Origin of the sequence: Jiulongibacter sediminis (genome assembly GCF_001306455.1) — a bacterium.
In the GTDB taxonomy this organism is placed as follows: Bacteria; Bacteroidota; Bacteroidia; order Cytophagales; family Spirosomataceae; genus Jiulongibacter; species Jiulongibacter sediminis.
Genome location: NZ_LGTQ01000010.1, coordinates 247,465 through 260,802 on the forward strand (window position 1 = coordinate 247,465; position 13,338 = coordinate 260,802).

At 42.4% G+C, this 13,338-nt stretch carries 11 protein-coding genes; 8 read left to right on the forward strand and 3 right to left on the reverse strand.

What is annotated here, in order from left to right; all coding sequences use genetic code 11:
- Positions 1-57: 57 nt before the first annotated feature.
- Genes AFM12_RS14125 through AFM12_RS14135 form a run of 3 tightly spaced genes read left to right on the forward strand, consistent with a single transcriptional unit; the run spans position 58 to position 2,816 of the window.
- Positions 58-738 (forward strand): metal-dependent hydrolase, encoded by a 681-nt coding sequence (locus tag AFM12_RS14125; protein WP_055149338.1) that lies wholly within the window; start codon positions 58-60, stop codon positions 736-738.
- Complete coding sequence (locus AFM12_RS14130) at positions 739-2,289, forward strand: PhoX family protein (RefSeq protein ID WP_055149340.1); 1,551 nt, start codon at positions 739-741, stop codon at positions 2,287-2,289.
- Entirely contained in the window at positions 2,289-2,816 is a 528-nt protein-coding gene (locus tag AFM12_RS14135; RefSeq protein ID WP_082391349.1) for a GNAT family N-acetyltransferase, read from the forward strand. The genes AFM12_RS14130 and AFM12_RS14135 overlap by 1 nt, the downstream gene beginning before the upstream one ends.
- On the opposite strand, the gene AFM12_RS14140 is transcribed toward AFM12_RS14135, so the two are convergent.
- From AFM12_RS14140 to AFM12_RS14150, 3 genes are all read right to left on the reverse strand, one after another.
- Positions 2,817-3,302 (reverse strand): hypothetical protein, encoded by a 486-nt coding sequence (locus tag AFM12_RS14140; protein ID WP_131458376.1) that lies wholly within the window; start codon positions 3,300-3,302, stop codon positions 2,817-2,819. It lies immediately after the preceding gene.
- A 158-nt stretch (positions 3,303-3,460) separates the two neighbouring features.
- Positions 3,461-4,474, reverse strand: a complete 1,014-nt coding sequence (locus tag AFM12_RS14145) for a DUF4097 family beta strand repeat-containing protein (RefSeq protein ID WP_055149346.1) — start codon at positions 4,472-4,474, stop codon at positions 3,461-3,463.
- Between the two features lie 103 nt (positions 4,475-4,577).
- On the reverse strand, positions 4,578-5,003 hold the full coding sequence (locus AFM12_RS14150) for an SRPBCC family protein (protein WP_055149348.1): 426 nt from the start codon (positions 5,001-5,003) through the stop codon (positions 4,578-4,580).
- Between the two features lie 77 nt (positions 5,004-5,080).
- On the opposite strand from AFM12_RS14150, the gene AFM12_RS14155 reads away from it, so the two are divergent.
- The 5 genes from AFM12_RS14155 (at position 5,081) to AFM12_RS20060 (ending at position 13,318) form a co-directional block, all read left to right on the forward strand.
- Positions 5,081-5,851, forward strand: coding sequence for a hypothetical protein (locus AFM12_RS14155; protein WP_055149350.1), 771 nt, complete (start codon positions 5,081-5,083; stop codon positions 5,849-5,851).
- Positions 5,852-6,134: 283 nt separating this feature from the next.
- Positions 6,135-7,394, forward strand: a complete 1,260-nt coding sequence (locus AFM12_RS14160) for an oxygenase MpaB family protein (protein WP_055149352.1) — start codon at positions 6,135-6,137, stop codon at positions 7,392-7,394.
- A gap of 3 nt (positions 7,395-7,397) precedes the next feature.
- Complete coding sequence (locus AFM12_RS14165) at positions 7,398-8,081, forward strand: transmembrane-type terpene cyclase (protein ID WP_055149354.1); 684 nt, start codon at positions 7,398-7,400, stop codon at positions 8,079-8,081.
- Positions 8,074-9,489, forward strand: coding sequence for a sensor histidine kinase (locus tag AFM12_RS20015; RefSeq protein WP_055149356.1), 1,416 nt, complete (start codon positions 8,074-8,076; stop codon positions 9,487-9,489). The genes AFM12_RS14165 and AFM12_RS20015 overlap by 8 nt, the downstream gene beginning before the upstream one ends.
- 25 nt (positions 9,490-9,514) lie before the next feature.
- A complete protein-coding gene (locus tag AFM12_RS20060) occupies positions 9,515-13,318 on the forward strand; it encodes a sensor histidine kinase (RefSeq protein WP_374754270.1) in 3,804 nt (1,267 codons plus the stop codon).
- Positions 13,319-13,338: the final 20 nt, after the last annotated feature.

Here is a 13,338-nt window from a genome sequence, read left to right on the forward strand (position 1 = left end):
GAGCAATGCTCTCTAAATTGGTTTGAAAGAATTAAACCGTTCAAAACCAAATATAAGATGAAAGTTACTTACTTCGGGCACTCCTGTTTCCAGATTGAGACACAGGGAAAAACTTTACTTATAGACCCGTTTATCTCTGCCAATCCCCTCGCTTCAGCAATTGATGTTTCTTCTCTAAAACCTGACTACATTCTCATTACACACGGGCATCAGGATCACGTTCTTGACGCCGAAACCATTGCCAAGCAAAGTGGTGCAAAAATCATTTCAAACTTTGAAATTGTCACCTGGTACAGTGAAAAAGGAATAGATGGTCACGGTATGAATCATGGTGGTAAATTTAATTTCGATTTCGGTACGCTCAAATATGTAACGGCTGTTCACTCGAGCGTTTTACCAGATGGCACGAATGGCGGCAATCCTGGTGGATTTGTGCTCTGGAATAGCGAAGGCAGTATATACATTGCCGGAGATACGGCCCTGACGCTGGATATGCAGTTAATACCAATTACCTGCCCTGAGCTGGATCTCGCTATTTTGCCAATCGGTGACAACTTTACCATGGGTTATGAAGACGCCGTTTTGGCCGCGGGATATATAGGCTGTAAAAACATAGTGGGCTGTCACTATGACACCTTCCCTCCTATTCAGATCGACACTCAAAAGGCTTTGGAAGTCTTTGAAAAAGCCGGTATAAAGCTAACTTTACCGAAGATCACGGAAAGTATAAACCTATAAATGCGATTTAAGCTCGGCCTGTTTTTTTTATTCTGTGCCAACTCTGTTTTCAGCTTTGAATCTCCTGATTCACTGGGAACCGGATTTGGTAGCTTTACTTCCATTTCCGGAGGTCCCCAAACGTCAGATATGGTACTGGCTGCGGGCTATGCCTTTCAATATATTGCTGCCACGGGCGAAAGTTACGACCCTGGCAAGACCTTTAGAGCCAAATTCGATTTTACCGGCTTTGTACCTACCAACTCGGTAAGAGATGGCGTCCTGAGCATCAATCACGAACTCGCTCCGGGAGGGGTTACCATGATGAATATGGTTTTCAACTCCTCTACCAAACGTTGGGAACGCAGCAATGTCTCTGAAGTAGATTTTACGCCTCAAATAGGTACCATTGCTAACTGTAGCGGTGCCGTAACGCCTTGGAATACGATCATCACCTGTGAGGAAGTCGTGGTTAATACCGATGTAAACTCAGATGGATATACGGATACCGGTTGGGCTATTGAAATTGATCCTGTAACCAGAGAGATGGTGGATCATCAGAAACTATGGGCTTTGGGAAATTTCAAACATGAAAACGCAGTGGTTCACGGAAACCGAAGAACAGTCTATCAGGGAGCAGATGCACCTGTAGGCTACCTTTTCAGGTTTGTGGCAGACGCTGCCGAAGACTTAAGTGCTGGCAAACTTTACGCCTATAAAGGTTCAAAAGCTGGTACCGGCGAATGGGTTTTGCTACAAAACAGCACGCCAGCCGAGCGAAATTCTGTAAATGATCAATGTAATGCACTGGGAGCCACTGTTTTTAACGGTATTGAAGATGTGGAAATCAGCCCGATTGACAGCATGATCTATTTTGCCGTAAAAGGTGAAAATACGGTCTATCGTTTCACTGACACAGATCCCATTATTGGCACTACCATCCCGATTTTTGAGACTTATGTTGGAGGGACGGGAGTATCCTATAACCTCACCACCTCCTCAGGTACAGTTTCTGAACCTTGGGGTACAGGCTGTGACAATCTTGCTTTTGATAATGAGGGCAATCTGTTTGTGCTTCAGGACGGCTTCCATTTGGGAAGTACCGACCACAATCACCTCTGGATGGTGGGTAAAACCCATTCGCAGGCCAACCCTGATGTACGCATTTTTCTAAAATCACCCATTGGCTCTGAACCAACAGGCATCACTTTTACGCAGGATTTTAAGTTTATGTTTCTTTCCTTTCAGCATCCTTCATCTTCAAATAGCTCAAGTTATTTGCCGGATGTCAGTGGCCGAAAAACGGATTTCTCAAAAGATGTAGCCATAGTTATCGCCCGAAATGAAGAATGGGGAGAAGTGAATTGTGATACACTTTCTCAATCCATTTCAGCCCTAAACGGTGATTATCTTTTTTATAATAGCAAAAGTTTGATGGCTGAAGCGGAAATACCTTCTACGCATTATGTAGAATTTCATGCCGGAGAGGGTATTGAGCTTAATCCCGGCTTTCTTTCAAATGATGGCTCCACATTTCTGGCCATACCAAATGGCTGTCAAAACCTGAATTAATGTATCTCTTTAAATCGAAAAGATTAGGTTTCAGAAACTGGACTGATAGGGATATCAAGCCAATGACTGAAATCTGTGCAGACCCTGAGGTGATGAGGTTTTTCCCATCTACCATGGATGAGGAGCAAACCGCAGAGATGATTGAGAAATTTAAAACAATCTTCAAAGAGAAAGGTTATACCTTCTACGCCGTTGAACTGCTGGAGAGCAAAGAGCTTATTGGCTTTATTGGTTTTAGCTATACAGCTTTTGAAGGTGAATTTAAACCTATGGTAGAAATTGGCTGGCGGCTGGCCAAAGCCTGCTGGAACAAAGGTTTAGCCACAGAAGGAGCTCAAAGATGTCTGGATTATGCCAGAGAAAATCTTGATTTTGAAACGGTCTTTAGTTTTACGGCTGTTTTAAATAAACCATCTGAAAGGGTCATGCAAAAAATTGGTATGACCTTCCAAAAAGAGTTTGACCATCCCCGGGTAGAAGATGGTCATAAACTCAAACCGCATGTATTGTATAAATTGAACCTGTAACTATTCTATTTTCCGGAAAAGGTAACCCGGTGCATCAAAGGCTATCCCCTGATCAATCATGAGTTCAGACTCACAAATTCGAAGTGTTCCTTTCACGATATTATACTCGTCAAAGTTATCCGGAAGTTGGTCTGTAATCACCTGCAAAGAAGTGTAGCCGTTTGATTCGTTCTCAATTACACTGTAGGCATCAGTAAATACGTTTTCACCATCTTTCTCAACGAAAACACCCCCATCGCTCTTAAATTCCACCTGAATATTGGGCACTTCCACATCAGGCATCATGGCAATAATTCCGGTCAACTGCCATTTACCAACAATCCAATTTTGAGCATCAGCCAAGTCTGCCGGATTATCAGCCTGCTCATTAATACAAGTGAAGTCGTCCAATGTTTCGGCTTTATCCGTTTCATTAATCGGTTGCGAATCTGTTTTTTCACAGGACATAAAGGCAACCAACATCACTCCTAACAATAATTTTTTCATAATTCTCTTTGTGTTTTTTTGTTTTGTCATCCCCTAAATGAACGTATGCCAACAGAAGTTGTATAATTCTTCATAAAAAAATTGAAATTGATTTTACGGCAAAAAAATGCCCGAAGTTTCGACAACCCCGGGCGATGAATTCCTTTAAGAATCAACTTTTATCTAATGTTTACAGAACCTGAACTTGTGGAAATACTAACTTCGGCTCCTCCACCATTGATGGTTCCTACAATACGGTCTTTGTCTTTTCTACCGTCAAAATTGCGATAATTATTCATCGTCACCCGATTTCCCTTGATATCCAGATCCATTCCTTTGTCAAAAGGCAAGTCCACATCAATTCCTCCCCCGCTGCTATGAAGTACCAGATATTCACCCACTTCACGGATATCAGCGTTAATGCTTCCACCACTGGTGCTGGCCTTCACGCTTCCTGAAATATCGGCCAGTCGTATAGACCCACCTGAAGTACCCGTTTTGAGTTCACCTTCCAAACCTTCAACCAGAATGCTCCCCCCGCTGGTGGTTGCACTGATCATACCGTACATATCATAAAGCTTGATACCACCTCCGCTGGTGGATAGTTTCACCTGGCCCGCCACATTCTCAGCCATGATGCCACCTCCACTGGTCGCCAGATCAATAATATCTTCACTGTCTTTGATTTTGATTCCTCCACCTGAGGTTCTTCCTTTTACATTTCCTCTAAGTTCCACTAGTTCCAGACCACCTCCACTCGTGGCAAAACGAAGGTTCCCCTCCAGGTTTTTCATTCTGATACCTCCGCCACTGGTTAAAAGATCAGTGTCTAACTGCTCAGGAGCATAAACTTTGAATGATATACTCAAACCGTTTTTCCAGTTATTCTTTCGATTATTTTGAGCCATGCATACCAAAGTTTGACCTTCGCGATTTATCTCCAGCGTATAATCCTTCAGATGATCTTCAATCTCACTTTGAGAAAGCTCCTTCCCGTTATTGGATTTGATAAACACCTGAACCACTGTTTCCGAATCATTGGTACCGTAGACGGTAATTCCGCCACCTGAGGTTTTAACATCCAATTCGCGAATCTGAGAAGAATTGAAGCTTTTTGTCAGGAAAGGTTTATCCTGAGCATCAACAGCAAAACAAATAAGGCTGAGCAGAAAAAAGGGAAATAGCTTTTTCATAATCGTGTTAAGGTTTAATGAGTAAGTAATAGTTTGACTAACAACGTCAGACCAACAGATGTTATTCTGTTTGAAAGGGTTGCATCGCAATAAAATTCCGGACTCAGGCCCTTTCAGAGAATGGAACAATGTCACCTTTCTCCACATACCCTTTCAGGCCGTTGAGCAACATTGCCCAGCAAAAAGATGAGTATTTCATGTGCTCATTCGCCTCCGGCCAATCTTTATGAAAAAATGAGAGATAAGTTCCGTCCTTATGTTCTCTTAACTCAAAACCAAACGTTGTAGGATCCCAGTCGGGGTCAGATTTAGTCATTTTAAAATGAATGACCTTTTGCGGTTCTATCTTTGAAACTTTGGCATACCAATTATAAGGTTCCTCAAAAACGAAGTTAAACTCCTCACCCAAAGCCGGACTGCCTGAACACTTCAGTGGCCACCAGTTTTCAAATAACTCAGGCTCTGAAACCGCTTTGAAAACCTTTTCAGGTTTCGCATTGATGATGAAATTATGATAGATGGCGTTCATCTTTTGTCATTGTTTATACTCAAAAATAAGCTTTCCAAATCATTTTCCTCGAAATCCATGGCTTTAACGGATTGATAATGATCCATTTAGTCTATCAGGTATTGGGTCAGCAAATGAAATTGACTATTTTTAAGGATAAGCCATTGATTAAACTTATGAAAAGGTTCTCTTTATTCCTGCTAATCGTTATCGCCAGTACCAATTATTCTTTTGCTCAGGATACTATTATTCTGAAATCAAAAAAGCGTATTGAAGGAAAAGTCGTTGAAGTGGGCACTTCTGAAGTGACTTACAAAAAAGCTGAGAACCTGACAGGCCCAAACTACAGGTTACCAAAAGCAGACATTTTCCTCATCATTTATGAAAACGGAACTGAAGACTCTTTTGAGGATGAAGTCAATAAAGAGGCGAAAAGCACTCCTGTGGCACCAAATGATTACTCCGATATGCTTGTTCCGACAAACACATATAAGCTCAGTATAGAAGATAAGGGAAAGCTTCGGAAAAACGATATCAGCATTTATAATGATTACACGGCTGCACGAACCACAAAAACCATATTTGCAGGCATTGGTCTGGTGTCATCGGCCGTAGTTATTTACAGCGTTGTGCGTGGTCTTGCCAATTTTGATGAAAATGACACCTCCGCTCAGCCCCTGGTCTCCAGAGAAGTGTTAATTGTTGGTGGTGTAGGTATACTCGCTGGTCTTCTGGAACGCGGACCTAAAAAAAGAATTAAGTCATCACTGCTTCGTCATAATGAGAGTGTAAAACAAAAGATGGAGTCCACGTCTCAACTGAAATTTGGAAGTACACCTTCAGGAATCGGACTCTCTTTTAATTTTTAATTCACGTCCTTTTTGATTGAAACTTTGACTTTCTAAAATCCCTCTTTGCTATTTGAGAGGGTATTTTCATACGGTGTTTAAAGCGATACCTCAACCTTAAATTCCAAAAAATCAACAACTCAAAATCACTAAAGATGTAAGTACAAAGTGGTGAACTCGCCTTGTCAACTGAAGAATTTTATTTACCAACGGCTAAAATTCGATTAAACATCTCGCATATGGTCTGGCTTATCGTTAAATTGTAGGAGTATTTACCCTAATTACACCGATAAACCCCTACACCATGAACCTGAAATGGATAATTCTTGGAGTTCTCTCCATAGTTCTGATTTCATATGCAATATGGTATTACAGACTCCGAAACAAGACACAAAAAAAAGCCCGGCGGGAAAAAAGTAAAAAAGTAAATAAGTGGGATCAGGATTTCCTGCAATCAAAAAGACATACCGCCGACCCGAAGGTTGATAAAATGGTGGAAGCCATTATGCAAAAGCATAAAGAAAAGGAGGTGAACCACATTTTTAAGGCGATTGTGAACAACAGTGATGAACTTCCGGAGGATACCCATCCTGATATCAAACAGTTTTTCGAAGAAACGGCCAAATTACCCGAATGGGCAGACCCTGATTTGATTAAATTGGGACAACTGATTTACCTTCGGCATGGCCTGCCTATTGCAATGCTTCTTTTTTACAAATCCTTACCAGAATGCTATACCGGAGCCAGAGGTGCAGAGGTATTGATTCATTCAAACCGTCTGAATCAGCGTTTCGGAAGTCAGGATGCCATGGCACGTAGACTCGCTGAAACCGGCCTTTTTATCTATCATGCCATGATGCCGGGAGGTATGGAGCCCGAAGGTAAAGGAATTAGGGCTGCACAAAAAGTACGTTTAATCCATGCCGTCATTCGGTATTTTATCAAAAAACATGGTTGGGATGTAGAGAAAAACGGATTACCCATTAATCAGGAAGATATGGCCGGCACGCTCATGTCATTTTCAGCCTTAGTGCTTGAAGGTCTGGATATTCTTGGAATCGACTTTGATGAAACCGAACGTGAGGCTTACATTCACTGCTGGCGTGTTATCGGTCATATTATGGGAGTTGAGGAAGATCTCATTCCTGTCAATTCAGAGGACTCACTGGCTCTTGGCCATGCGATTATTGATCACCAAAAAGCCTCGAGTGTGGCAGGCCATAAACTGGCTCAGGCCCTATTGACTTTTTGCAATAATAAAGCCCCTTTCTTTATCCATAAAGATTTCCATATCAATATGTTAAATATTCTGATGGGAAGAGAGCTGGCCACCATGCTCGGTTTACCGGAAGTGGATAAATGGCAGGCAAAAGCCTTTTATAAATCTGTGAGGGCTTACTCTAAAGTCAGGGAATTCTTTGATCACATCATCATTTTTGATCTGCCTATTCAGTTAGTTGACCGCCTCCTTCTGAAATTATCTATCTCTTATCTGAGCCATAATCGTGTAATTAATTTCTACATGCCACCATCCCTGACTGCGGACTGGGATACAAATCAATAAGCTATGAATCAGCCATTAATCAATTTTGAGCTATACCCTGTTAGTGGTCTCCTTTTCAACGGCATTGGCTGCCTTTTCTGGGTAGTTGCCTATGTGGTTTTAGTATGGGAGATTCGTAAAAAGAAGTTTGTGGAAATGCCCGCATACGTGGCCGGTGCCAATATTGGCTGGGAGTTTGTGTGGAGCTTTATTTACCACCCGGATACTGGTCTTTTGTATGCTCTTAGCTATATAGCAGCGTTTTTCCTGGATTGCTACATTTTCTGGGCCACTCTGAAATACGGCACGAAACAACCAATGAATGAAGACGCCAAAAAACACTTTGTGCTCTTCTGTCTGATCAATTTCGGTTTCTGGATTCTCTTCACCTATTTCCATCGAACTGAGGGTTACGATACTACCATTGGTGCAAATTCCGGATACATCATCAATGTCATTCTTTCCCTTCAGTGTTTGTTTTTATTGTTTCAGACCAAAGACACTTCAAAGTTTTCGCTTTTGCTGGCCTGGAGTCGTATGCTGGGTACCGGACTAATTTCGGTTTCCATGTTTATTTTTTATGCTGACAATCATTTCGTGCAATTACTCGGAGTGGCGTGTTTTATTCTCGATTGTACATTCATATATGTTCTCAAGAAAAGACATGGCACCTGGCTGGGATTAAAAAAATCACCTGCTCATGCTTAAAAGAATCACTGACTATTTTTTACCGCAGAAAGTTCTTGGTCAACCTGAGAGTTTGAGTCAAAACAGGATATTTATTAATGTTTTGCTCATTACTGCTCTAACCGATTTTCTGGGAGCCAATAATGCCTTAGGAGTTGACTTAATTGAAGTAGGATGGCTTTTAATTGCAAACATGGTCATATGCCTAATCACCCTTTTTTTATATAAAGCAGGGCTGATTTCAATAGAGACCGGTACACATATACATATTGCCCAGCATGCAGTAAGTTTTGCATTTCAGGGATGGTTTCAGGGCGGTTTGTCCTCTCCGGCCGTTGCAGCCTTTTTCTTACTTCCCGCAGTAGCGATGCTTACCGCAGGAAAGAAAACAGCGACCATCTGGTTTTTCATCTGCTCTTTTATCATCATCGGATATTACGTCTACGAACAAAACAATCCTTCGCCAATTCCATATTACAGTATCGAGCAGCGGGGTCAGTTCTTCTTATCCGCTGTGTTAGGTACCTATATCACCATCTTTGTCATTTTATTGGTCTACCAAAATGGCAAAAACAAAGCTCTCAATGAACTTCATAAAAAACATAATGACCTCATCAGTACTCAGGCCCGACTCATACAAACAGAGAAACTGGCGTCACTAGGCGAAATGACAGCGGGTATTGCCCATGAAATTCAAAATCCACTAAACTTTGTCAATAACTTTTCGGAGGTAAATGAAGAGTTAATTGAAGAGCTATTGGAAGAAAGAAACAAAAAGAGAGGTGAAAGGGATGAGGGACTTGAAGCTGAGTTAATTTCAGATTTAAAAAACAACCTAAAAAAAATAAATCACCACGGTCAGCGTGCCAGCAGCATCGTAAAAGGCATGCTGGAGCACTCCAGACCCGGCTCAAGCAAAAAAGAGCTGACCAATATCAATGCTTTAGCTGATGAATATTTGCGACTGGCCTATCATGGTTTTAGAGCAAAGGACAAGTCATTTAATGCTGAAATGATCACTGACTTTGACCCGAATCTTCCAAAAATTGAAGTCGTCCCTCAAGACATTGGAAGAGTACTTTTGAATCTGATCAATAATGCGTTTCAGGCCGTTCAGGAAGAAGGAACAAGGAGAACGGAACAGGGAGATTTAGCATATAAACCACTAGTTTCAATCCGAACCGAGACCACTGCCCAAAGCTCTTTGCTCATAGCAGTAACAGACAACGGCCCTGGTATACCTGAAGAAATCAAAGACAAAATCTTTCAGCCCTTCTTTACCACAAAACCTACCGGGCAGGGGACAGGATTGGGACTGAGTTTGGCGTATGATATTATAAAAACTCAAGGGGGATTACTAGAGGCTGCTTCTTCTCCCGATGGAGGAGCCATGTTTACAATTAAATTGCCTCTAGTCCAAAAGAATTGACACTGATCTAGTGAAAACGTAATCCATGAAACAATTAAAAGAACTTGAAGAACGTGTAAAAAGCCAGGAGAAAGAGCTCAAAAAACTACGGGCCGAAAAGACGCTGGAAGAAGCATTGGAACGAGTAAGAACCCGAACCATGGCCATGAAAAGTAGTGAAGAGCTTCTGGAAGCAGCTATTGAAATGTTCCGTCAAATAGAGGCATTAGATATCCAACTCTGGAGTTGTGGTTTTAATATCTTTAATGAAAAGGAGAGTACCATCAAACAATGGGTCAGCACTGGTGATGGCCGTCTGGTTCCTTCGTTCGAGTCACCCATGGATGAAGACATCTTTGTCGAATTTACAGCAGCAGCTCAAAGGAAGGAAGCCTTTTTTGAAAGAGAAATAGGTGGCCAGGAGCTTAAAGACCATTACGACTATCTGACTACCAATCCGACGGTTGGTCAGATTGTCAGTGAAATGAAGCAATCGGGTATAGAGCTACCCGGCTATCAGGTATTTAATTTGGCTTTCTTTCAATTTGGGTATCTGATGTTCATTACTTTCAAAAGGGTTCCTGAATTTCACTCGATTTTCCAACGTTTCTCCAAGGTCTTTGAACAAACCTACACTCGCTTTCTAGACCTAAAAAAAGCGGAGGCTCAGGCACGGGAAGCTCAGATTGAAGCTTCTTTGGAGCGACTCAGAGCACAATCCATGGCCATGCGGCACAGCAATGATCTTGAGAAAAGTACTTCCATTCTTTTTGAGGAACTGGGAAAACTGGAGCTTTCTGTGGAACGTAGTGGTATTGGAATTTTTGACCGCGAAACCCGGGATTGTGACCTTTGGACCACCACCATTCGAAAAAATCATGACCCGGCTCTGGTCAGAGGGATTACCTCCATGACCCGGCATCCGTTATTGATCAAAACGTTTGATCATTGGTTGACACAAGAACCGGTACTGTATGTACTGGAAGGAGAAGAGCTCAAAGGGTATTACGAGCAAATCGTGGCAAGTGATTTTAGTCTTTCACAAGAAAGTATCAGGGAGTCGCTGGCATTGACCCGTGAATATTACTCCTTCTCTCCTTTTATGCATGGGGGCTTGTATTGCTTCTCTGCTGAGACGCCCAGTCGGGCAGATCTGGAAATTCTCTCCCGCTTCGCCAAGGTTTTCGAGCAAACCTATACCCGCTTTCTGGATTTACAAAAAGCAGAGGCTCAGGCCCGGGAATCTGAAATCCAGTTGGCTTTAGAACGAGTGAGGGCTCGTACCATGGCCATGCAGAACAGCGAAGAGCTCAGAGAAGTGGTATCGGTGGTGTACAAAGAACTAGGTAATGTGGGTATTGACATTCACCTGGCCTTGATTCTCATCTACGACTGGAAAAGTAAATACATGGAGTGGTGGAGTTCAGGTCAGGGCATTGATGTACTACCTGAGAAGTTTAACATTCAGATCTCGCCTGAGTTTGAGAAGCACCCCTGGGCAGTCCGCTATTTTGAAGCACAGAAAAATGATAAGGATTTCGAATACTACACCCTCGAAGGAGACATCAAAAAAACGGCTGATCAGTATCTTTTTGAAGAAACGGATTTGAAGCATATGCCCGTAGAATTCAAAAACATCATGCGAAGCTATGACAGTATTGTGCTGGCCGAGGCCTTCATGAAAAAAGGTGTTCTTTCCATCAGTATATTGAATGAACTCGAACCCATAGAGACGGATCTCATCAAACGCTTTGCGAAAACGATTGACGATACTTTCAACCGGGTAGAGGAATTACGCCAGGCAGAGAGCCAGGCCCGTGAGGCGGAGATTCAGTTGGCCCTGGAACGTGTCCGGGCACGCACCATGGCCATGAAGAGTAGTTCTGAACTGGCGGAAGTTTCCTATATACTGAATAAACAGGTAGTAGAACTCGGCATTCCCACCCGGGGCTGTGCCTTTAATATTTATGACAAAACGAACTCGAAGGAGTGGTTCAGCAATCTTGAAGGCACGATACCCACCTATATCACACCCCGTGAAAACATCTTTCTGACCTATTATGAGGCCGGTCAACAGGGAGAAACGCTTTTTGTGAAAGAATTCGAAGGCGAACAAATCAAAAAGCATTATCAATACCTCTCCACCCTACCTTTATCGGATTTTCAAGGCAGAACGATAGAAAATGATTTGAGGGAAATTCCGGAACGGCAAATTGATCATGTAGCTTATTTTAAATACGGCTATCTTCTGTTTATCACACTTGCCCCCGCTCCCGGGGGTCATGATATTTTCGTACGTTTTGCGAATGAGTTTGAGCAGACGTATACGCGTTTCCTTGACTTACAAAAAGCGGAGGAGCAAGCAAGAGAGGCCCAGATTGAAGTGGCCATGGAACGGATCAGAAGTAAGGCTCTGGCCATGCATTCCTCAGAAGGTTTGAAAGATGTGATTATTGAATTAAGACAACAGATTGATTCTTTAGGAGAATTGGATCTGGAGGCGAGTGTTATCCATCTTTATCCTGAAAATGAAACGATGTTCGAATCCATAGCAGCGGTAAGGCCTCCCGGGGAGTCTGGAGAAATAGTTTTGGCCAACGTCCATTTCCCTGTGGATGCAACGGATCAGATAAAGCATATGATTGAAATGTATCATTCTGATATCAAAGAATATACGATCGAATTTGACAAAGAAATGGCGGAGGAATGGCAACAGGTTATGCTCAAGCATGCACCAATGATAGCAGAAAGGCGAGTTGGTTTTGTCAACAACCGACGGTTATCAGAACATTCTGAATTTTGGAATTTCGGCGACTTTTCGGAGGGATCACTTTTGCTGGTTACACATACTCCGGCCAGCGAGGATACAAAAACGGTTTTAAGAAAGGCTACGGCCGTTTTTGACATCGCCTACAGGAGATTCCGTGACTTACAAAAAGCAGAGGCACAAGCCAAACGAGCCGAGGAAGATTTAATCAAAATTAAGGAAGCCAGAAAAATCGCTGAGGATGCTTTGATAGAACTTAAAGCCACTCAAGCCCAGCTTATTCAATCTGAAAAAATGGCTAGCCTCGGAGAACTTACGGCCGGAATCGCTCACGAAATTCAAAATCCGTTAAATTTTGTCAATAATTTCTCGGAGGTAACTCAGGAATTAACAGACGAGTTATTGGAAGAAAGGAACAAGGAGAGGGGAGAACGGGATGAAGGGTTAGAAACAGAGCTCATTTCTGACATTCAGGAAAACCTCAAAAAAATCAATCACCACGGTCAGCGGGCCAGTGGCATTGTCAAAGGCATGCTGGAACACAGTAGAAATAGCTCTGGACAAAAGGAATTGACCGATATTAATGCTTTGGCCGATGAATACCTGCGACTCGCATACCACGGCCTTCGAGCAAAGGACAAATCATTTAATGCAGATTCTAAAACCGACTTTGATCCAAATCTTCCGAAAATAGAGGTGATTCCTCAGGACATTGGAAGAGTTCTTCTGAATCTGATCAATAATGCGTTTCAGGCTGTAAAAGAGGAGGGAGAAAGGAGAAAGGAACAAGGGGATATGAATTATAAGCCTCAGGTTTCAATCCGTACAGAGGTCACCGCTCAAAGCTCATTGCTCATCGCTATAACCGATAACGGCCCCGGAATTCCTTCTGAAATCAAAGACAAAATTTTTCAGCCCTTCTTTACTACTAAACCTACCGGACAAGGCACCGGTTTGGGCTTGAGTCTTGCGTATGATATTGTGAAGGCACATGGTGGAACCCTTGAAGTGGCCACTGTAGATGATGGAAAAGAAAACAGAACAGTTTTTACTTTAGTTTTTCCTTCCAATTCAAACGCTTAAATTTAGAAACTGAAATGAAC

Coding starts and splice junctions, on each gene's coding strand:
- AFM12_RS14140 (WP_131458376.1), bottom strand. CDS start 3,302: ATGAAAAAATTATTGTTAGGAGTGATGTTGGTTGCCTTTATGTCCTGT.
- AFM12_RS14155 (WP_055149350.1), top strand. CDS start 5,081: ATGATCCATTTAGTCTATCAGGTATTGGGTCAGCAAATGAAATTGACT.
- AFM12_RS14125 (WP_055149338.1), top strand. CDS start 58: ATGAAAGTTACTTACTTCGGGCACTCCTGTTTCCAGATTGAGACACAG.
- AFM12_RS20015 (WP_055149356.1), top strand. CDS start 8,074: ATGCTTAAAAGAATCACTGACTATTTTTTACCGCAGAAAGTTCTTGGT.
- AFM12_RS14135 (WP_082391349.1), top strand. CDS start 2,289: ATGTATCTCTTTAAATCGAAAAGATTAGGTTTCAGAAACTGGACTGAT.
- AFM12_RS14165 (WP_055149354.1), top strand. CDS start 7,398: ATGAATCAGCCATTAATCAATTTTGAGCTATACCCTGTTAGTGGTCTC.
- AFM12_RS20060 (WP_374754270.1), top strand. CDS start 9,515: ATGAAACAATTAAAAGAACTTGAAGAACGTGTAAAAAGCCAGGAGAAA.
- AFM12_RS14150 (WP_055149348.1), bottom strand. CDS start 5,003: ATGAACGCCATCTATCATAATTTCATCATCAATGCGAAACCTGAAAAG.
- AFM12_RS14145 (WP_055149346.1), bottom strand. CDS start 4,474: ATGAAAAAGCTATTTCCCTTTTTTCTGCTCAGCCTTATTTGTTTTGCT.
- AFM12_RS14160 (WP_055149352.1), top strand. CDS start 6,135: ATGAACCTGAAATGGATAATTCTTGGAGTTCTCTCCATAGTTCTGATT.
- AFM12_RS14130 (WP_055149340.1), top strand. CDS start 739: ATGCGATTTAAGCTCGGCCTGTTTTTTTTATTCTGTGCCAACTCTGTT.